Source organism: Mycobacteroides franklinii (genome assembly GCF_001853795.1).
Classification (GTDB): Bacteria; Actinomycetota; Actinomycetes; order Mycobacteriales; family Mycobacteriaceae; genus Mycobacterium; species Mycobacterium franklinii.
Genome location: NZ_MLIK01000019.1, coordinates 984,357 through 1,003,195 on the forward strand (window position 1 = coordinate 984,357; position 18,839 = coordinate 1,003,195).

Consider the following 18,839-nt stretch of genomic DNA (forward strand, 5'->3'; position numbering starts at 1 on the left):
GCTCATGAACCCTATGCGAAATTTGTGGAGGAACTGCACAAATTGGCCAAGTGTGTCCTGATGGTTGACGTTCTTGTGCGATGGGTAACAAAGATGACGGGCAAATGAATGAAGGGTTGAGTTACCTGGGCCTCAGCTGGGCGAATGTGACCTGTTGCACAATGCCCGCCACGGACGCAGATCGGTAGCATTGCTCACTATTGGGTCTAGTTTGCCTAGAGAGGACCGGAATGCGCGTCGATGGCGACACCTGGGACATCACCTCCAGTGTGGGGGCAACCGCCCTCGGTGTGGCGGCCGCACGGGCCACCGAGACACTGCGGGCCGACCCGCTCATCAGCGATCCCTTCGCCCGGATACTCGTCGAGGCGACCGGTAAGGCGACGGGCTGGGAGCGCTTTGTCGCCGGAGATATCGACTGGCCCGACCCGGAGGCCGGCCGGATCTACGGCCGAATGGTCGACTACCAGGCCACGCGCACCCACTTCTTCGACAGCTACTTCCTGGCCGCGGCCGCGGCGGGTATCCGGCAGATCGTGATCCTCGCGTCGGGCCTGGACTCGCGCGCATACCGGCTCGACTGGCCGGCCGGCACCACCGTCTACGAGATCGACCAGCCCCAGGTTCTGGAGTTCAAGGCCGCCGCCCTTGCCGCCCACCAGCCCACGGCCCAGCGGCAGGGTGTGGCCGTCGATCTGCGCGAGGACTGGCTGGCTGCGCTGCGCGCCGCCGGGTTCGATTCCGCACAACCCACGGCATGGCTTGCCGAGGGCCTGCTGCCGTATCTCCCCGCCGATGCCCAGGACAGCCTCTTCATCAACGTCGGTGCCTTGAGCGCGCTGGGAAGCCGTATCGCCGTGGAGGGGTACGACGGGAAGCTGATCCTGGACGAGAGCGAGGAGGAGGCAGCGCGCCGGGAACAGGTGCGCGCGGCCTTCAAGACAGCCGTCGACGTCGACGTCACCATCGAGAACCTGATCTACGAAGACGAGAACCGGGCCGACCCCGCGGAATGGCTTGAGGCGCACGGATGGTCGGTGACCAAGACCGACGCACACGACGAAATGGCGCGCCTGGGCCGCCCGGTGCCTGAGGATATCCAGCAGGGAACGTTCCGCGGCCAGCTGATCCAGGGAGAACTTCGGTGACCGATACGACCACCGCACGGTCCGATGACGACAGCTGGGACATCGCCAGCAGCGTGGGTGCCACCGCGGTGATGGTGGCGGCCGCGCGGGCGGCCGAAACCCGCAGTGAGACGCCGCTCATCAAGGATCCCTTTGCGCAACTCCTCGTGGAGCGTGCCGGGTCCGGTGCCTGGTCGGTGATCGCGAGCGACGGGCTGCGACAGCAGCTGGCCGAGCTCGACCCGGAGGCCGAACGCATCATGCAATACGCGGTGGATTATCAGGCGGTCCGCACCAGATTCTTCGACGGGTTTTTTGAGCGGGCATCGCGTGCGGGAATCACCCAGGTGGTGATTCTTGCCGCCGGGCTCGATTCTCGCGCGTATCGACTGGACTGGCCGGTGGATACCACCGTCTACGAGATCGATCAGCCGCTGGTGCTGCAGTACAAGCGGCAAACGCTCGATGAGCACGACGTACGTTCCGCTTGTCTGCGCCGGGAGGTGCCCGTCGACCTTCGGCAGGACTGGCCGGCCGCATTGCAAGACGAGGGATTTGACGTCGCGAAGCCGACGGCGTGGCTGGCCGAGGGACTGCTGATGTATCTGCCGACCGAGGCGCAAGACCACCTCTTCGAGCTGATCGTGGACCAGAGCGCGCCGGGTAGCAGGATCGCCGTGGAAGCCGTCGGGCCTGACAACGACAAGCGCCAAGAGTTCCGCAGCAAGATGCGCGAACACTTCGACCGGGCTCGCAAGCTGGCCGGGATGGATGGCGAGTCGCTCGATGTCGGATCGCTGATGTACCACGACGAGAACCGCACCGATGTCTCCCAATGGCTTGCGGGCCGTGGCTGGACTGTTCGGGCGATACCCGCCGAAGTGGAGATGGCGGATGCGGGTCGACGGGCCTACGTTGAAGAGGATCTACGCGGGAACGTCTTGATCGAGGCCGAACTCAAGGGCTGACGGAGCACTGCCCCCAGGGGTGCGGGGTTCTCAGGTCCCAACTGGTTGGTTACCATCGGTGATACAGCTCACTTAGCTGCCATCGCGAGTCCGTGTGCACGTGTGTGACCTGCGGAGATGCGCTCACTATGAGCCTGCCATCGAGAGGAACGGATATGACCACCGAGATCTCTACGCCCGCCGACCAGCACGCTGCGGCCGAGCCCTCACGCATTCCGGGGATCGTTCGGGGCCTGCGGGAGACGTTCGCGACAGGCCGGACACGCGACTACCACTGGCGCAAGGCGCAGCTCGTCGGTTTGGAGCGGCTCTTCTCCGAGAACGAAGCCGCCATCGCAACCGCCCTGCACGAGGATTTGGGCCGTTCGTCGGCCGAGGCCTGGATCGCCGACGTTGTCGGTTCGGTTGTAGAGGTCGTCTACGCGCGTAAGAACCTGCGCCGCTGGATGCGACGCAAGCGCGTGCGCGGTCTTCCGCTGGCGCAGCAGCCGGCGAAGGCGTGGTCGGTACCCGAGCCCTATGGCACGGTGCTGGTCATCGGTGCGTGGAACTTCCCGCTGTACCTCACGCTCGGGCCGGTGGTCGGCGCGCTGGCGGCGGGCAACACGGTGGCCATCAAGCCATCGGAGATCGCGCCGGCCTCATCGGCATTGATGGCCAAGCTCATTCCGCAGTACCTGGACCCGCATGCGGTGGTCGTCGTGGAGGGCGACGGATTGGTCACCCAGGAACTGCTGGCCCAAGGTTTCGACAAGGCGCTGTTCACCGGCGGTACCGAGATCGGCAAGCGCATCTTGGAAGGTGCTGCCGCACATCTGACTCCGGTCGCGCTGGAGCTTGGCGGCAAGTCGCCGGTGTACGTGGCCGCCGATGCCAACATCGAGGTGGCGGCCCGCCGCATCGGATACATGAAGGGGCTCAACTCCGGTCAGGTGTGTTTGGCTCCCGACTACGTCCTCGTCGATTCGGCGGTGCGCGACGAGCTGGTGGAGAAGATCACGGCAGCGTGGGCAGAGTTCCAGGCCGACAAGGAATCCAAGGGACTGCGGGTAGTCAACCAGCGCCAGTTCGATCGTCTGGTCGGGTACCTGGCGGCGACCGAAGGAGAGGTCGCGACGGGTGGTGGCTCCGACGCATCGGCGCTCACCATCGAGCCGACGATAGTGGTCGACCCCAGCGCCGACGAGCCGCTCATGCAGAACGAGATCTTCGGGCCCATCCTGCCGGTGCTGACCGCCGACTCGCTGGACGACGCCATTGACTTCATCAACTCGCGGCCAAAGCCGTTGGCGGCCTATGCCTTCACCGAGTCCAAGAAGACCGGTAACCGGTTCATCGACGACGTTCCCGCGGGCGGCACCGTGATCAACCACCTGCTGTATCACGCCGTCATCCCGAACCTGCCGTTCGGTGGCGTCGGTGCCAGCGGCATGGGTGCCTACCACGGCAAGGCCGGCTTCGACGAGTTCAGCCACCTCAAGTCGACTCTGTACAAGAGCACCAAGATGGATCTCAAGCTTCCCTACCCTCCGTATCTGGAGAAGAACCTGAAGCTGATGAAAAAGCTTATGTAACAAAGCTTTTAGTTTCACTCAACCCAATGAAGTGTCAAGTGAATAGGAGTTCTGCATGCCGGGAGTGCAAGACCGGGTAATTGTCGTGACCGGAGCCGGAGGGGGGCTGGGCCGCGAGTACGCGCTCACCCTTGCCGGCGAGGGCGCTCAGGTCGTAGTCAACGACTTGGGCGGTGCCCGGGACGGATCGGGCGCGGGGTCTGCGATGGCGGACGGCGTGGTCGACGAGATCAAGGCGGCCGGTGGCCGGGCGGTCGCCAACTATGACAGCGTCGCCACCGAAGAAGGTGCGGCCAACATCGTGAAGACCGCGCTCGACGAGTTCGGGGCCATTCACGGTGTGGTGAGCAATGCGGGCATCCTGCGGGACGGCACGTTCCACAAGATGACCTACGACAATTGGCATGCGGTGCAACAGGTTCACCTGTACGGCGGATACAACATCACCCGCGCGGCGTGGCCGCATTTCCGTGAGCAGGGCTACGGCCGGATCGTGGTCGCCACCTCGACCAGTGGTCTGTTCGGAAACTTCGGTCAGGCCAACTACGGCGCGGCCAAGCTCGGCCTCGTCGGACTCATCAACACCCTCGCGTTGGAGGGGGCCAAGTACAACATTCACTCCAACGCGATCGCTCCGATCGCCGCCACCCGCATGACCGCCGACATCGCCTCCGAAGCAGTGCTGGAACAACTGCCGCCGTCCTTCGTGGCGCCGGTCGTCGGATACCTGTGCACGGAGGAAAGCGCCGACAACGGTTCGGTTTTCGTGGTGGGCGGCGGCAAGGTGCAGCGCGTGGCGCTCTTTGAGAACGCCGGTGCCACCTTCGCCTCTCCGCCCACGGTCGACGAGGTAGCCGCGCGCTGGGGTCAGATCGAGGATCTCTCCACCGTCACCAAAGCCGGCCCCCCGTCGCTCGCATGAAAGCGATACAGGCGCAGTCGTTATCGGGCCCGGAAGGCCTGGTGTACACCGATGTCGAGGAACCGCGCGGCGACAACGTCGTCATCGTCGACGTCAAGGCCGCGGGGGTGTGCTTCCCCGACTATTTGATGACCAAGGGCGAATACCAACTGAAGATGGAGCCCCCCTTCGTTCCGGGGATCGAGACCGCCGGCGTGGTGCGCTCGGCTCCCGAGGGCGCCGGGGTGAAACCCGGTGACCGGGTGATGGCGTTCAATTTCATCGGCGGATATGCCGAACGCGTCGCAGTGGGGCCTTCCAATGTGCTTCCCACGCCTCCCGAGCTGGATGATGCGGAGGCCGTGGCGCTCATCGCGAACTACCACACGATGTACTTCGCCTATGCCCGTCGTGGACACTTGCGTGCCGGCGAGACGGTGCTGGTCCTGGGTGCCGCCGGTGGTATCGGTACCGCGGCGATCCAGATTGCCAAGGGCATGGGCGCGAGGGTCATCGCCGTGGTCAACCGGACGGCCGCAACGGAATTCGTCTCCAGCGTGGGTGCGGATGTCGTGTTGCCGCTGGAAGAGGGCTGGGCCAAGGCCGTACGCGAGGCCACCGGCGGCGTGGGTGTGGACATGGTGGTCGACCCGATCGGTGGCCCCGCATTCGACGACGCGGTACGCACGTTGGCCCCCGAAGGGCGCTTGCTGGTCGTTGGATTCGCCGCAGGCGGGATACCGACCATCAAGGTGAATCGGTTGCTGCTGCGTAATGCGTCGTTGGTCGGTGTGGCCTGGGGCGAGTTCCTGCGCACGCACGCTGACTATCTGTACGAGACCCAGGCGGGGCTGGCCAAGCTCGTTACGGAGGGCATGCGCCCGCCCGTAAGCGCGCGTATCCCACTGTCGGAGGGCCGTCAGGCGTTGCAGGACTTCGCCGACGGGAAGGTGTACGGGAAGATGGTTCTGGTGCCGTAATGACCAAGATCTTCAACGGAATTGACGAAATCACCACCGGCGATCTGGGCACCAGCGATTGGCTGCTGGTTGACCAGGAGCGCGTCAACACCTTCGCCGACGCCACCGGTGATCACCAGTGGATTCACGTCGACCCCGAACGAGCCGCTGCCGGTCCGTTCGGGGGCACCATCGCGCACGGACTGCTGACCTTGTCGCTGCTGCCGCACTTTCAGTTCGAGCTGATTCGTGTCGACAACATCGCCATGGGAATCAACTACGGCTACAACAAGGTTCGATTCATCAATCCGGTGAAGGTCGGATCGAGATTGCGGGCGCGTGCCGAGGTGACCAACATCGAACAGAAGCCCGGCTCGGTGGACGTGACGATCGTGACCACTGTCGAGATCGAAGGTGCCGACAAGCCAGCCTGTGTGGCCGAATCGATTTCGCGCTACATCGCCTGACGTTCTGGGAACAGATCTGAGGTCCGGGGCGAGGTGTTCTACGCGTAACTCGCTCTTCGGGACGAAAGACAGCACGGTTGCGGGGCTTGATACCCATTCTCGCTCAATGGAATCGTGACCTGCCGGTTTGTCGTCCCTTGTCAAGAAGTTGGACACCCCACATAGCAGCGTGTCGAAAATCTCACCGTGATCTACGACGATGTGTAGATCACGTCAGTCAGGTGTTATGTTACTGCTCAGTTCGGGCCCTGCTTTCTCTGTGACCAGCGAAGATAGTGGGCCCGAGAGGTTTGGGACGAGAGGGCATCACGTGGGTCAGCCAGCACGCGGACGTGTTGCCCTTGGGTATTCGGCGTGTTGGATCGTGAGCGCACGATGACCACATTCGAGGGAACAAGCCCGGTACGGCCCGCCACACCGTCTCGTGACGCGGTTTCCGGCGCCCTTAAAGAATACGTACGCAAGCACCCCGTGCAGGCGGTGGAAACCGCCGGCAGCCAGATCGTCCTCGGTGTGCGGGCGATGCAGTACATGTTCTCGGACATCGTCCACCGCGCCTTCCCGTGGCGGGAATTCGTCCATCAGGGTGCGTTCATGGCCGGCAGCGCTGTGGTGCCGACACTGCTAGTGGCCATCCCGATCGGTGTCACGCTGTCCATCCAGTTCGCTCTGTTGGCGGGCCAGGTCGGTGCCGCCTCACTGGCGGGCGCCGCAAGTGGTGTCGCGATCGTGCGTCAGGGTGCCTCTCTGGTGGCCGCCGTGCTGATGGCCTCCGCGGTCGGTTCGGCCATCACCGCCGACCTGGGCTCACGAACCATGCGCGAAGAGATCGATGCCATGGAAGTGATGGGTGTGTCGGTGATTCGACGCCTCGTCGTCCCGCGCGTCGCCGCCGCTGTGCTGGTCGGTGTCGGTCTCACGGGTACAACGTGCTTCGTCGGCTTCCTCGCGAGTTATCTGTTCAACGTCTACTTCCAGCACGGCGCACCCGGAAGCTTCGTGGCGACCTTCGCCTCGTTCACTCGTGTCGACGACCTTGTGCTGGCGCTACTCAAGGCGATCCTCTATGGACTCATCGTCGCGATCGTCGCCTGCGATAAGGGGCTGACCACCAAGGGCGGCCCGGCCGGTGTGGCCAACTCGGTCAACGCCGCGGTCGTCGAGTCGATCCTGGTGCTGATGCTGATCAACGTGCTTGTCAGCCAGGTATACGTCATGGTCTTCCCCAGGCACGGGATATAAGGGCCCGCCATGACTATCTCCACATACCGCCCCAAGGGCGTTCAGCCGATCATCGACGCCGGACATCGGATCGCCCAGTCGATTCGGCGGCTCGGACACATGCTGGCGTTCTTCGTCGAGGCCATGGCGTCCATCCCGACCTCCCTGCGCTACTACTCCAAGGAGTTCTTCCGGCTACTGGCCGACGTCACCTGGGGAAACGGGTCGTTGGTTACGGGCGGTGGCACCGTGGGTGTGGCCGCGGTGCTGGGAGCCACCATTGGTGCCCTGATCGGCATCGAGGCCTACAACCTGCTGAACATCATCGGTCTGGGCCCTGCCACCGGATTCATCTCCTCGCTGGTCTCGACGCGCGAGTTGGCGCCGGTCATGGCCGCCCTCGCCTTCGCGATGCAAGCCGGCTGCCGCTTCACCGCGCAGCTGGGTGCCCAGCGCATCAACGAGGAGATCGACGCGCTGGACGCGCTCGCCATCCGGCCCATCCCGTACCTGGTCACCACCCGACTGCTGGCTTCCACGGTCGCCGTCGTGCCGCTGTACCTGCTGTGCCTGGTGATCAGCTACATCACCTGCCGTCTGCTCGTCGGGATCTCCAGCGGCGGATCGATCGGCGGTGCCTACAACCACTACTTCACGATGATGCTGAGCGGCACGGATGTCGTCTACTCCGTGATCAAGGCCGTCATCTTTGTGTGGATCGCCTCAACCATCCAGTGCTACTTCGGATTCAACGCCTCGGGCGGTCCCGAGGGCGTGGGTGTGGCCGCCGGACACGCGATGCGCGCGGCCATCACCGTCGTGATCATCGTGAACATGCTCCTCACCATGGCCTTGTGGGGAGTCGATGCCGGCGCAAGGTTCGGTGGTTGACGTGAGTGGTGGTTCGTTCTCGGCGAGCGGTCGCGGCTGGTCCGATCGGGGCCTGCTCGTGGCGGGCCTCGCGGTGCTGGCCATCTTGGGCTTGGTGACCGGGCTCCTGCTCGCCAAGTCCAAGGGCTATCTCGAAGACACCGTCAAGGTCGACGCACAGCTCACGAACGTCGGTGACGGTCTTCCCGAACGTGCCGACGTGAAGTTCCGCGGCATGCTCGTCGGCGCAGTCACGTCGGTGACACCCGCCGAAGACGGCAAGCCGAACATCGTGCATATCGACATCAAGCCGGAGCACGCCAGCGGGATTCCGAGCACGGTCACCGCGCGAGTGGTCCCCAGCAATGTGTTCGCGGTGTCGTCGGTGCAGCTGGTCGACAACGGTGACGGCGCCGGGCTCCGCAACGGCGCGGTGATCACCGAGGACACCAAGCTGCCGACGGTGCTTTTCCAGACCACCACCAACAAGCTGCGCCAGGTACTCGCCGCCACCGAACGCCAACGCGGCGACCCGCCGGTCGGTCTGATCGGCGTGTTCGGCGAGGCCACGCAGGGCCGCGGTAACAAGCTGCTGACCTCCGGGGCGCAACTGCAGGCAATCCTCACCGAGTTCAATGCCATGGTCACCGCCAGCCCCAACGATCCCTCGACGATCGCGGCGCTGGAGAAGGTGTCCGACGCGCTGAGCACCACGTCGCCGCGTCTGCTGGACAACCTGGAGAACGCCTTGGTGCCCCTGCGCACCCTGGCCCAGAAGCAAGCCGATGTGCGCGGGTTACTTTCGGCCGGTTTGCACACCACCGGGACCGCGTCGACCGCTATCGACAACCACATCGACCAGATGATCGGTATCGGCACCCACCTGACCCCGGTTGTCGGTGTCCTCGCCCAGAACGCGGACAAGTTCGTGCCGATCGCATCGCGCATCAAGGTGCTGTCGGATGCGGCGTTCGCCAACGGATGGGACCCCGGCCGCCAGGTCATCGGCCTGAACCTCATTCTGTCGTTCAGCCCGGCCTGGACCTACGTCCGTGATGACTGCCCGCGGTACGGCGAGCTGGCCGGACCGAGCTGCACCACTGCGCCCGAGACGCGCCAGTGGATCGACATTCCCGAGGTGCTGCAGCCCGGCAGCTACAAACCGCCGCCGGATATTGCCCCGCCTGCGGGAACGCTCTTCCCGCCGCCCGCCGCCGACATCATGCTGCATGGCGCGGGCCCCAACCCGCAGGAAGTCGACAGGGCCGCGAACCCGGTGCTGCCGCCGTTCGGTCCGCCGCCCAACCCGGCACCTGCCGCTGGAGTGGCACCTGCCGCGTTCGGCGGAAATGTCGGACCGGTAGGGAGCGCCGTCGAGCGCCAGCAGCTCGGCAAGGCGCTGGGTGGCGACGCGAGCACCGCGCAGCAGCTGCTGCTCGGCCCGGTGGCACGCGGAACGACCATCTCGGTGAGTCGTGATGAGTCGGCCGCTGATGCCGGCCAAGCCAATTCGGCTCAGGGAGGCGGGCGATGAAGAACTTCCGGGCTGCGGCGATCGGACTGTCGCTGTTCGTCGTGTTCGCCATCGCTGTGACCACCCTGGTCTACGGCACCCTGCGTCGCGACACCACGGGCTCGACCAAGAGCTACACCGCGATCTTCACCGACGTCACCGGTGTTCGGGCCGGTGACGACGTGCGCATCGCGGGTGTACGGGTGGGCCGTGTTGACTCGATCGAGTTGGATGGTTCGCTTGCCAAGCTCAAGTTCCGGGTCAAGAGCAACCAGAATCTGTACGGCAATTCGATTGTCTCGGTGACCTACCAGAACATCATCGGACAGCGATACATCTCGCTGTCTCGCGGTGTGGAAGGCAGTCCGGAGCGTTTGCCCGAAGGCAGCGTCATCCCGGTGGAGCGCACCGAACCGTCCTTCGACGTCGGCGCGCTGCTCAACGGATTCGAGCCGCTTTTCACTCTCTTGGACCCCAAGCAGGTCGATAACCTGTCCAACGGGCTCATCGATGCGTTCGCCGGTGACAGAGGTGCACTGGCCCATGTCGTCGCGCAGACCACCGAGATCACGAAATCCTTTGCCGGACGTGATCAATCGTTGGGAGAGCTGATCGACAACCTCAATACGGTCCTGGACAACGTCGCCAAGCAGAACGACAACCTCGACCAGCTCGTGCTCCAGAGCCAGAACGTCGTCGGTGAGCTGGACAACCGGCGCCAGAGTCTGGTCTCGTCGATTGGTTCGGCGACCCACGTGGTCAGCCGGATCCAGACCATCGGAGACAACGTCTATCCGCAGATGCAGGAACTCGTCTACCGCGAGCCCGGTACCGCCGCGCACATCCTTGCCAACAAGGATCAGTTCGCCTTCCTCGGTTCCAACCTGCCGCTGCTGCTCAAGGGTTTGGCCCGCACAATGCAGGACGGGGCCTACGGCAACTCGTATGCCTGCCAGCTGAACATCAACGGATTCTTCCCGGGTCTGAACGACTTGGTGCCCTCCATCGTCCGGCACGCCACCAACGGCGGTGTCGCCAAGTACACACCGAAATGCCGAGGGATCGAATGAGCCCCCGTGAACGCACGCTAGAGGACCGCAGCAAGTTCTGGATCGGCATGATCGCCGTCGGTGTCGTCGTGGCCCTCATCGCGTCGATGCTGCTGTTCCGCCAGATCGGTTTCGGATACACCCGATACAAGGCGGAATTCGCGCAGGCAGCGCAGCTCAAGAAGGGCGACTACGTCAGCGTCGCGGGTGTGGACGTCGGTGAGGTGAAAAGCGTTGTGCTCGACGGCACTCGGGTGCTCGTCGACATGCGAGTGCGCGATGAGGTGAAGCTGGGCGCCGATACGCAAGCCGCGATCAAGACCACCACGCTGCTGGGTTCCCGGTACGTCGAGCTGCGGCCGCGTGGCGCGGGCGTCATCCCGAACAAGCGAATCCCGTTGTCGCACACAGAGGTGCCATACGACCTGCAGGCGCTGCTTGCGGATACCGCCGCCACCTATGAGCAAGTCGATACGGCGAAGCTGGCCCAGTCCATCGACATCCTGGCCAAACAGCTCGATGGCCTGCCCGAGGCGCTGCCCGACGCCATGAAGAATCTGAAGGAGCTGTCGGGGATCGTCTCCACGCGGCGGACGCAGATCGGTGAGCTGCTCAAGAGTGCCTCAACCGTCACCGCGACGCTGCACCGGCAGCAGGCCAATCTCGGACACCTGGTTTTCCAGGGCCGGGATCTGCTGGGAGAGTTCGTATCCCGTAAGGCATCGTTCCAGCGTTTGATGGTGTCGATTACCAAGGTCGTCGATCTGCTGAGCAAGGTCGTGGTCAAGGACCGGCCCGCTTTCGAGAAGCTGTTGCAGCAGCTGCGGGATGTCACGGCAATGGCCAGCGATCACGACGACTACGTGCGAAACCTGTTGCAGATCCTGCCCGTCCCGCTGCGGAACCTGACCAACGCGACCGGCTCCGGATACTCGATGGGCATCAACCTGACCAACGGATTGATCGTGGACAACTGGATGTGCGCCATCAGTAGCCGCGCACAGCAGTGGGGCATGCTCGAGTACTTCAAGGACTGCGCATGAGCATCAACGTGACACAGCAGGGGTCCACCGCCCGCCGCGTATTCATGATCGGCGTGGTTTCGGTGCTGGTGGTCGTGGCCGCGATCGGCGGTTACCTGGGCCTGCGCAAGGCCGGTGTGGTGGACAACAAGATCTCCGTCACCGCCCAATTCGACGAAGGCTCGGGCCTTTTCGTGGGCAATGTGGTCGAGGTGCTCGGTCTGCCCGTGGGTGCCATCGAATCGGTCGAGGCGAGGGGCACCTACGTCGAGGTCAAGTTCAACGTCGACAAGGACGTGAAGGTCCCGGCGAACGTCATCGCCGCCGCCTTCACGAGCTCGGTGCTCACCGACCGGCACGTCGCGTTGAGCCCGGCCTACACCGAGGGCCCGGTGCTCAAAGACGGCGACATCATTCCGCTGGACCGCACCCGCACCCCCGTCGGATTCGACCGAGTGCTGGCGACCGTCGACAAACTCGCCTCGGCGATGAAGGGTGACGGCAAGGGCGGCGGTCCGGCCGCCGACTTGGTCAACATCGGTGCGCAGGCCGCGGCGGGTAACGGCGAGCAGGTCAAGTCGGCCCTGGACGAGCTGTCGAAGGCATTGAAGATGACCACGGACGGCGCCGAGACCAAGGATCAGCTCAGCACGATCATCAAGAGCGTGAGCTCGCTGGTGAATGCGATGGGGGAGAACGACAAGGCAATTCGGCAGTTCGGCTCCGCGGTCCATGGCACCGCCGACGTGCTGGCCGCCGAACGATTCGGCACCGGGAACACCGGTCGCCAGGCCAACGAGGTCCTCAAGAACACCGCCGAGCTCCTCGACAAGAACCGCGACGTGATCAAGGGCCTGCTCAGTAACAGCAACGTCACCCTGCAGTCGTTGTCCGACCAGCAGCGCGAGCTCAAGGAAACTCTGGATCTGCTGCCGCTGCTACTCGACAACGTCGACCGCGCGATCGATCCGGTCAACGGATCGCTGCGCCTGCATCCGATGCTGGACAAGCTGCTCTTCGAGAGTCAGTTCACCAAGGAAATCTGCAACATGATGGGTCTGCGGCAGCTCGGGTGCAGCACCGGAACGATGGCCGATTACGGTCCGGACTTCGGCCTGACTTACATGCTCGACGGCATGGCCAGGATGGGGCAGTGATGAGCCGCTTGAAGGTTTCCACGCTGAGGGGCGCCGCACTGGCCGCGGTCGGTGCGCTTGCCATATCTGCTTGCACCCCACCAGGACTCGACAGCCTGCCGCTGCCGGCCCCCAACATGGGTTCGCAGTCTTACCAGCTGACCGCACGTTTCGCCAACGCTCTGAACCTTCCCGCGAAGGCGAAGGTGCGCCTCGGTGGTGCCGACGTCGGTGAGGTCGAGTCGATGGATGCCGTCGACTATGTGGCGGTTGTCCAGCTGCGCATCCGTGAGGGTGTGCGGTTGCCCGTTGGAACCACCGCGCAGCTGCGTACCGCCACCCCGCTGGGTGATGTGTTCGTCGCCGTCACCCCGCCGGCGAACCCCAGCGGTCAGCTCCTCAAGGACGGCGGCACGCTGGATCTGGACAACACCTCGTCGGCCGCGACGGTCGAAGGTGTGCTCGCCTCGGCGGCCGTGCTCGTCAACGGTGGTGTCATCCGGAACTTGACGCATGTGGTGAACGGACTCGGAAAGTCGTCGGGCGGCCAGGGCAGTAACGGCATCGTGTTCGGTGACATCGTGAAGCAGTCCGATCAGTTGATGGGCACTCTCAACGGTCGGTCGTCGCAGATCCAGAACTCGTTGGACAAGACCTCGCAGTTGGCCTCGACGCTGTCGGCGCGGGAAAAGACGATCAACGACCTATTGGAGGCCGGCGCACCCGGGTTGAAGGCGATCGATCCCCACCAGGTCACTGACCTCGCCAATACTGCCGGTCACATCTCCGATCAGCTGGCGAAATTCCCGTCGATCCAGGGCACCGACACCCGCAGCATGATCACCGATTTCAACACGATCGCCCGCGGGTTCAATGACGTCACGGTGAGCCCGGACACCAGCCTGGTCGCCCTGAACCGGCTGCTCCCCATTTTGATCAAGGCCAACGCCGGTAGCGCACTGGCCGTCGACGTCAACATGGCCAAGCTGGCATTGGGTAACTGGCCCGACGCCGGGTACAAGGGCGATCCGACATTCCATGGTCCCAAGCAGGCTGACTGGGGCTACCTCGTGGGCAGCTTCAAGTACTCGCTGTACAGGTTGCAGGAACGCGTCGTGGGTCAGGGACCGAACCCGCCCGCCCCGGAACCTCAACCGGCCCCGGCGCCCGCACCTGCCCCCGCACCAGAACCAGGACCCGGCCGATGACCGCCCCCGTACAGTCCGGCGGCCTGCTGGAATCGATTTCCCGCGGCCTGTTGGCGGTGGGCGACGTCTTCAAGCGCAGCTGGAAATGGCTGTCGGTTGTGGGTCTGGTGGCCATCCTCGTCATCTGTGTTGGTTACGTGATGTTCGGGACCTTGAAGGTCAACCCGATCGAGTCCGAGTACCAGGTGAAGGTGCAGCTTCACGAATCCGGTGGGCTGCTGCCGAATCAGGAAGTCACGCTGCGTGGGGTTCCGATCGGCCGCGTGGAGTCCGTGAACCTGGACAAGGGTGGCGTGGTCGCGACCGCGGCGATCAATGGTTCGGTGAAGCTACCGGCTGACAGCGAGGTCCGGGTGTCCGGACTGTCGCCCGCCGGTGAGCAGTACCTCGATTTCCGGCCGACGACGAACAACGGCCCGTTCCTGGGGAACAACAGTGTCGTCGCGTTGGGCAAGGCGACCACCCCGATGACTCTCGCGCAGGTGTTGGCGGATTCCGATGGCCTGCTGGCGCAGCTGGATACCAAGAAGCTGAGCATCCTGCGTAAGGAACTTGGTGTCAGCGCCCAGGGCCCGGAGAAGCTAGCCAACATCTTCGACGGTGGCACCTTCCTCATCACCACGCTAGACGGCGTGCTGCCGGAAACGGTGACCCTGCTCAAGTCCAGCAAGGTGACCTTCTCGACGCTCGTTGACCTCAACTCGGGCTTGGACGCGACCGGTCAGCAGCTGGGCAGCACCTTCGCCGGGCTGAAGAAGATGGACGGCGGTTTCCGGACACTGCTCCAGAGGGCCCCGCAGACGTTGCACAGCGTGGACAACCTCTTTACCGACAACTCCGACACGATGGTGCAACTGCTGGGCAACCTCGCCACCGTCGCGCAGCTGAACTACGTGCGCGTACCTGCGCTCAACGCGCTGTTCCCCGGGCCCGAGGTCCGTGGATCGACGCTGGAGAGCGCGGCGACGATCTTCCACGACGGTGCGGTCTGGGCGCTCGCCGACCTGCTGTACCCAAGGCCCACATGTGATTACGCGACGCCACGTGCGCCCGTTTCGGACGCGAGCTTCTACGAACCGGCGCTGTACTCCACGTACTGCGCCAACCCCGATCCGGCGATGCTGGTTCGCGGTGCGCGCAACGCACCGCGTCCCGGAGACGACGACACCGCCGGCCCACCGCCCAACGCGGACCTGGCCAAGGTGTCCGACCCAACGCCTCGGGGTAAGTGGAGCATTCCCACGCCGTATGGTGGACCGCAGTGGCCCCTCCCGATTCCTGGCGATGCACCCTTGCCTCCCGAGGCGCCTGCGCCACCGCCTGGTTTCGGTAATACTCCACCTACCGGACGCTAGAAAACGCCCGGATAGGCACCGGCAAGACGCGCAAGGAGCACAACCATGGCAGACGACGCTGCCGCTAAGGACGCCAAGAACGCGGATGAGTCCGCGGTGACCTCGGACGCGGAGAAGGCCGAATCTTCGGCTGCCGTTTCTTCGGAGGTTGAATCGGCGGCGGACGAGGCAACCGAACCTGCCCCAGATGAGGTCGCCGACTTCGACGCGGAGGCGTCTGCGACGGATGCCAAGGAATCAGAAGATTCCAAGGACACGAAGGACTCCAAGGACGCGAAGGACGCCGACGATTCCGATGACGAGGACATCAGCCTCGAACCGGATGAAGAGGAAAAGGACCCGAAGCGCATGCAGCGGCGCCACTGGTTATGGACCGCAGCCGGTGTGGTGGCCATCGCGATCCTCGCTCAGGCGGCCATCATCGGGCGTCTCTACGAGGAGCAGCGCATTGAGGAGCGGTCGTCACGCGAGGCACTGACAGCGGCACAGGAATTCGCCAACGTCATGATCAACGTGGACAGCACCAAACTCGATGACAGCGCGACCAAGACCTTGGACCGGTCGACCGGCGATTTCAAGAAGAAGTACTCGGAGTCCAGCACCACGCTGCGACAGGTCATGATCGAGAACAAGGCCAAAGCGACAGGCGTCGTTGTGGATTCCGCGGTGAAGTCGGCGACACCGAACAAGGTCGAGGTGCTGCTATTCATCGATCAAGCGGTATCCAATGTGGCGATTCCGGATGCACGCATGGACCGCAGCCGCGTTCAGATAACGATGGAGAAGATCGACGGCCGCTGGCTTGCCAGCGATGTCGAGCTGACCTAAGAGCTCCACCCCGATGAGTGTCGGTGGGCTGCTGCTGGTCGCCCTGGGGATCGCCATCGGCATGGTCGGCATCGTGGTGCCGATGGTTCCCGGCACGGGGCTGGTGGTGCTTTCCATCGGGGCGTGGGCGCTTGTCGAATCCACCACGAAGGCCTGGGTGGTCCTGGGAATTGTGGTGGCACTGGCTGTCGCAACGACGGTGACGAAATATGTGTGGCCGGCGGCGCGGATGCGTGAGGCGGGGGTGCCCGCGCTCAGCCTGGTGCTGGGTGGGATCGCGGCGGTCGTCGGCTTCTTTGTGATCCCGGTGGTGGGTTTGGTTATCGGCTTCGTGCTGGGTATCTACCTTGCGGAGTTCATCCGGCGCAGCAGCCAGCGACAGGCATGGGCTGCGACCGTGACAGCGGTGAAGGCGGTGGCCACCTCGATCGGTATCGAGATGGTAGGCGCCATGGTGTCGGCGGGAATTTGGCTCGGCGCCGTTCTGGTCTGAGCTGCCCGACAGGATCAGGTCAGCGCGGCGCGCAGCGCGGTCAGCCGTTCGTCATCGATCCCGGCGGCCCTGAGCATTGCCTCGGGTGACCCGAAAACGTTTGCGACTTGGCTGAATCCGGTTTCGAGGTACTCCTCGCGGACTCCGAGCACCTCGTCGGAGAGCATCGCGGCCATGGTCTGTGCGAGCTCGGGTTCGGCCGCATCCATCTGCGCGGAGATGTGGGCCCGCATCGCACCGATCGCCGCGTTGCTGCGCAAGTAGTCGGCGGCAATATCCCCGTAGTCGATGCCGACCGAGTGCAGCACCAGCCCTACGAGGATTCCGGTTCGGTCCTTGCCCGCCGCACAGTGCACCAACGCCGTTGCGCCGCTGGCGAGTTGAGTCGCCACCGATTGGAGGGCGACCAGGGTGCCGGGGAGTTCGACGAACCGGCGGTACTCGGCCAGCATGAACTCCACCTGCGATGCCGGGTCGGGGCCGCGGCCCGAGGTCATGCTCTCGAGCATCATCTGCCGGTAGGCGATCTCGTGCGGGGCGCGCTCCTCTCCGGCTGCTGGGGTGGCGAACGGAACCTCGTGCACCCGGATTCCGTCGTCGACCCTGTCGGATCCCGTGCGGGCGATCTCGGTGGGGCTGCGCAGGTCGTACAGATCGGTGACGCCGAAGGCGCGTAGCGTCTGGGCGCCGGCCGGGGTCAGACCGCTGAGCTCGGAGGAGCGGAAGAGCACCCCGGGCCGGATGGTGACGGGGGAATCCGCTCCACCGACGTCCCGGAAGTTCCAAATACCCTCGACGGGATTGTCTGCGGAGGACGCCTTCGACTCGGCGCTGGAGATCGTCACACCCCCACGGTAGCGGGCGCCTTTTCGCCGACGCTCTCACCCGGTTTATGGCGGAACAGCACGAAGAACGCGACCGCGACCACCAACGCGTATCCGGCGAAGCTCAGCCAGATGCCGTGCCAATCCTTGCTGTCGTCGGGATAGGTGAAGAAGTGCTCGATGACTGCTCCGCTGATGAGGCTGCCCAGCATGGCACCGAGTCCGTTGGTCATGAGCATGAACAGGCCCTGTGCGCTGGCCCGGATCGCGGGGCCGCATTGGTCCTCGACGAACAGCTGGCCTGAGACGTTGAAGAAGTCGAAGGCCATGCCGTAGACGATGCAGGACAGCACGATCATCCACAGCCCGTCTCCGGGGTTGCCGTAGGCGAACAGACCAAAACGCAAGGTCCACGCCACCATGCTCATGAGCATGACCGTCTTGATTCCGAAGCGGCGCAAGAAGAATGGGATGGCCAAAATGAATAGTGTCTCGGATATCTGCGAGATGGACATGATGATGGCCGGATGCTCGACCGCGAAGAGGTTCTTGTACTCCGCGACATTGGCGAAATCGTGGAGGAACGTGTCGCCGTAGGCGTTGGTGAGTTGCAGGGCACCACCGAGCAGCATTGCGAAGAGAAAGAACACCGCCATCGTGCGGTGACGAAACAGCGTGAAGGCGGTGAGCCCGAATCTGTCGGCGAAGGTGCCGCTGTGCGTACGATCCAGCTTCGGAGGGCATGCGGGCAGGGTGAACGCGTACAGACCGAGGATGATGGCCGCCGTGCCGGCCACGTAGAACTGGCCCGCCGAGGTTTCCAGGTTCAGCAGACTCACCGTGTGCAGTGCGGCGATGAATCCGATGGTGCCCCATACGCGGATCGGCGGGAAGTTGATGACGGTGTCCTTGCCCGCGTCCTTGAGTGCGTTGAAGGCGACAGTGATGGCCAGCGACAGCGTGGGCATGTAACAGAGCATGTTGATGAGCAGCACCCAGAAGAAGAGTGTGGGGCTGGACACCAGGGGGAGACTGAATAGCGCTGCCGCGCCACCCAAATGCAATATCCCATAAAGCCTTTCGGCATTGACCCACTTATCGGCGATTATCCCCATGATCGGCGGCGTGATGATCGCGGCAATCCCCATGGTGGAGAAGGCGGCGCCGAAGTGCGTCCCGGACCAGTGTTTGTTGTTGAACCAGTACGCCCCAAGTGTGAGCAGCCATGCTCCCCACACGAAGAACTGCAGGAAGTTCATGACGACAAGGCGGGTCGAGAGGTTCATTGGACACCAATACTGGGGGACATCGGCCCAGTTGGCAG

The 18,839-nt window shown here is 64.0% G+C and carries 18 protein-coding genes; 16 read left to right on the forward strand and 2 right to left on the reverse strand.

What is annotated here, in order from left to right:
- Positions 1-230 precede the first annotated feature (230 nt).
- The 16 genes from BKG76_RS12515 (at position 231) to BKG76_RS12590 (ending at position 16,691) form a co-directional block, all read left to right on the forward strand.
- The gene (locus tag BKG76_RS12515; RefSeq protein WP_070937921.1) at positions 231-1,148 is read left to right on the forward strand and encodes a class I SAM-dependent methyltransferase; all 918 of its coding nucleotides are present in this window, start codon (positions 231-233) and stop codon (positions 1,146-1,148) included.
- Positions 1,145-2,095 (forward strand): SAM-dependent methyltransferase, encoded by a 951-nt coding sequence (locus BKG76_RS12520; protein WP_070937922.1) that lies wholly within the window; start codon positions 1,145-1,147, stop codon positions 2,093-2,095. Before BKG76_RS12515 ends, BKG76_RS12520 begins: the two co-directional genes overlap by 4 nt.
- A 155-nt stretch (positions 2,096-2,250) precedes the next feature.
- Positions 2,251-3,669, forward strand: coding sequence for an aldehyde dehydrogenase family protein (locus BKG76_RS12525; protein WP_070937923.1), 1,419 nt, complete (start codon positions 2,251-2,253; stop codon positions 3,667-3,669).
- Between the two features lie 55 nt (positions 3,670-3,724).
- The gene (locus tag BKG76_RS12530) at positions 3,725-4,591 is read left to right on the forward strand and encodes an SDR family oxidoreductase (RefSeq protein WP_070937924.1); all 867 of its coding nucleotides are present in this window, start codon (positions 3,725-3,727) and stop codon (positions 4,589-4,591) included.
- Entirely contained in the window at positions 4,588-5,550 is a 963-nt protein-coding gene (locus BKG76_RS12535; protein WP_070937925.1) for an NADPH:quinone oxidoreductase family protein, read from the forward strand. Before BKG76_RS12530 ends, BKG76_RS12535 begins: the two co-directional genes overlap by 4 nt.
- Positions 5,550-5,996 (forward strand): MaoC family dehydratase, encoded by a 447-nt coding sequence (locus BKG76_RS12540; RefSeq protein ID WP_070937926.1) that lies wholly within the window; start codon positions 5,550-5,552, stop codon positions 5,994-5,996. The genes BKG76_RS12535 and BKG76_RS12540 overlap by 1 nt, the downstream gene beginning before the upstream one ends.
- A 375-nt stretch (positions 5,997-6,371) precedes the next feature.
- A complete protein-coding gene (locus BKG76_RS12545) occupies positions 6,372-7,238 on the forward strand; it encodes an MlaE family ABC transporter permease (RefSeq protein ID WP_070939179.1) in 867 nt (288 codons plus the stop codon).
- A 9-nt stretch (positions 7,239-7,247) separates the two neighbouring features.
- A complete protein-coding gene (locus BKG76_RS12550) occupies positions 7,248-8,108 on the forward strand; it encodes an MlaE family ABC transporter permease (protein ID WP_070937927.1) in 861 nt (286 codons plus the stop codon).
- A gap of 1 nt (position 8,109) precedes the next feature.
- Entirely contained in the window at positions 8,110-9,621 is a 1,512-nt protein-coding gene (locus tag BKG76_RS12555; protein ID WP_070939180.1) for an MlaD family protein, read from the forward strand.
- The gene (locus BKG76_RS12560; protein ID WP_070937928.1) at positions 9,618-10,670 is read left to right on the forward strand and encodes an MCE family protein; all 1,053 of its coding nucleotides are present in this window, start codon (positions 9,618-9,620) and stop codon (positions 10,668-10,670) included. Before BKG76_RS12555 ends, BKG76_RS12560 begins: the two co-directional genes overlap by 4 nt.
- Positions 10,667-11,692 carry an MCE family protein gene (locus BKG76_RS12565; protein WP_070937929.1) on the forward strand — a complete coding sequence of 342 codons (1,026 nt, stop codon included), beginning with the start codon at positions 10,667-10,669 and terminating at the stop codon, positions 11,690-11,692. The genes BKG76_RS12560 and BKG76_RS12565 overlap by 4 nt, the downstream gene beginning before the upstream one ends.
- Positions 11,689-12,828 carry an MCE family protein gene (locus tag BKG76_RS12570; protein ID WP_070937930.1) on the forward strand — a complete coding sequence of 380 codons (1,140 nt, stop codon included), beginning with the start codon at positions 11,689-11,691 and terminating at the stop codon, positions 12,826-12,828. The genes BKG76_RS12565 and BKG76_RS12570 overlap by 4 nt, the downstream gene beginning before the upstream one ends.
- Positions 12,828-14,015, forward strand: coding sequence for an MlaD family protein (locus BKG76_RS12575; RefSeq protein ID WP_070937931.1), 1,188 nt, complete (start codon positions 12,828-12,830; stop codon positions 14,013-14,015). The genes BKG76_RS12570 and BKG76_RS12575 overlap by 1 nt, the downstream gene beginning before the upstream one ends.
- Positions 14,012-15,370, forward strand: a complete 1,359-nt coding sequence (locus BKG76_RS12580; protein WP_070937932.1) for an MlaD family protein — start codon at positions 14,012-14,014, stop codon at positions 15,368-15,370. Before BKG76_RS12575 ends, BKG76_RS12580 begins: the two co-directional genes overlap by 4 nt.
- Before the next feature lie 45 nt (positions 15,371-15,415).
- A complete protein-coding gene (locus BKG76_RS12585) occupies positions 15,416-16,198 on the forward strand; it encodes a hypothetical protein (RefSeq protein ID WP_070937933.1) in 783 nt (260 codons plus the stop codon).
- A gap of 13 nt (positions 16,199-16,211) precedes the next feature.
- Positions 16,212-16,691: a DUF456 domain-containing protein gene (locus tag BKG76_RS12590; protein ID WP_070937934.1), complete on the forward strand. Its 480-nt coding sequence runs from the start codon at positions 16,212-16,214 to the stop codon at positions 16,689-16,691.
- Between the two features lie 14 nt (positions 16,692-16,705).
- Here BKG76_RS12590 and BKG76_RS12595 read toward each other — a convergent pair whose 3' ends face one another.
- Positions 16,706-17,536: a tyrosine-protein phosphatase gene (locus tag BKG76_RS12595; protein ID WP_070937935.1), complete on the reverse strand. Its 831-nt coding sequence runs from the start codon at positions 17,534-17,536 to the stop codon at positions 16,706-16,708.
- Entirely contained in the window at positions 17,533-18,801 is a 1,269-nt protein-coding gene (locus tag BKG76_RS12600) for a nucleoside permease (RefSeq protein WP_070937936.1), read from the reverse strand. The genes BKG76_RS12595 and BKG76_RS12600 overlap by 4 nt, the downstream gene beginning before the upstream one ends.
- Between the last annotated feature and the right edge of the window lie 38 nt (positions 18,802-18,839).

Excerpts from the sequence above, each read along its gene's own strand:
- BKG76_RS12515 (WP_070937921.1), top strand. The coding sequence starts at position 231 with ATGCGCGTCGATGGCGACACCTGGGACATCACCTCCAGTGTGGGGGCA.
- BKG76_RS12525 (WP_070937923.1), top strand. The coding sequence starts at position 2,251 with ATGACCACCGAGATCTCTACGCCCGCCGACCAGCACGCTGCGGCCGAG.
- BKG76_RS12530 (WP_070937924.1), top strand. The coding sequence starts at position 3,725 with ATGCCGGGAGTGCAAGACCGGGTAATTGTCGTGACCGGAGCCGGAGGG.
- BKG76_RS12535 (WP_070937925.1), top strand. The coding sequence starts at position 4,588 with ATGAAAGCGATACAGGCGCAGTCGTTATCGGGCCCGGAAGGCCTGGTG.
- BKG76_RS12540 (WP_070937926.1), top strand. The coding sequence starts at position 5,550 with ATGACCAAGATCTTCAACGGAATTGACGAAATCACCACCGGCGATCTG.
- BKG76_RS12545 (WP_070939179.1), top strand. The coding sequence starts at position 6,372 with ATGACCACATTCGAGGGAACAAGCCCGGTACGGCCCGCCACACCGTCT.
- BKG76_RS12550 (WP_070937927.1), top strand. The coding sequence starts at position 7,248 with ATGACTATCTCCACATACCGCCCCAAGGGCGTTCAGCCGATCATCGAC.
- BKG76_RS12560 (WP_070937928.1), top strand. The coding sequence starts at position 9,618 with ATGAAGAACTTCCGGGCTGCGGCGATCGGACTGTCGCTGTTCGTCGTG.
- BKG76_RS12565 (WP_070937929.1), top strand. The coding sequence starts at position 10,667 with ATGAGCCCCCGTGAACGCACGCTAGAGGACCGCAGCAAGTTCTGGATC.
- BKG76_RS12570 (WP_070937930.1), top strand. The coding sequence starts at position 11,689 with ATGAGCATCAACGTGACACAGCAGGGGTCCACCGCCCGCCGCGTATTC.
- BKG76_RS12575 (WP_070937931.1), top strand. The coding sequence starts at position 12,828 with ATGAGCCGCTTGAAGGTTTCCACGCTGAGGGGCGCCGCACTGGCCGCG.
- BKG76_RS12580 (WP_070937932.1), top strand. The coding sequence starts at position 14,012 with ATGACCGCCCCCGTACAGTCCGGCGGCCTGCTGGAATCGATTTCCCGC.
- BKG76_RS12585 (WP_070937933.1), top strand. The coding sequence starts at position 15,416 with ATGGCAGACGACGCTGCCGCTAAGGACGCCAAGAACGCGGATGAGTCC.
- BKG76_RS12590 (WP_070937934.1), top strand. The coding sequence starts at position 16,212 with ATGAGTGTCGGTGGGCTGCTGCTGGTCGCCCTGGGGATCGCCATCGGC.
- BKG76_RS12600 (WP_070937936.1), bottom strand. The coding sequence starts at position 18,801 with ATGAACCTCTCGACCCGCCTTGTCGTCATGAACTTCCTGCAGTTCTTC.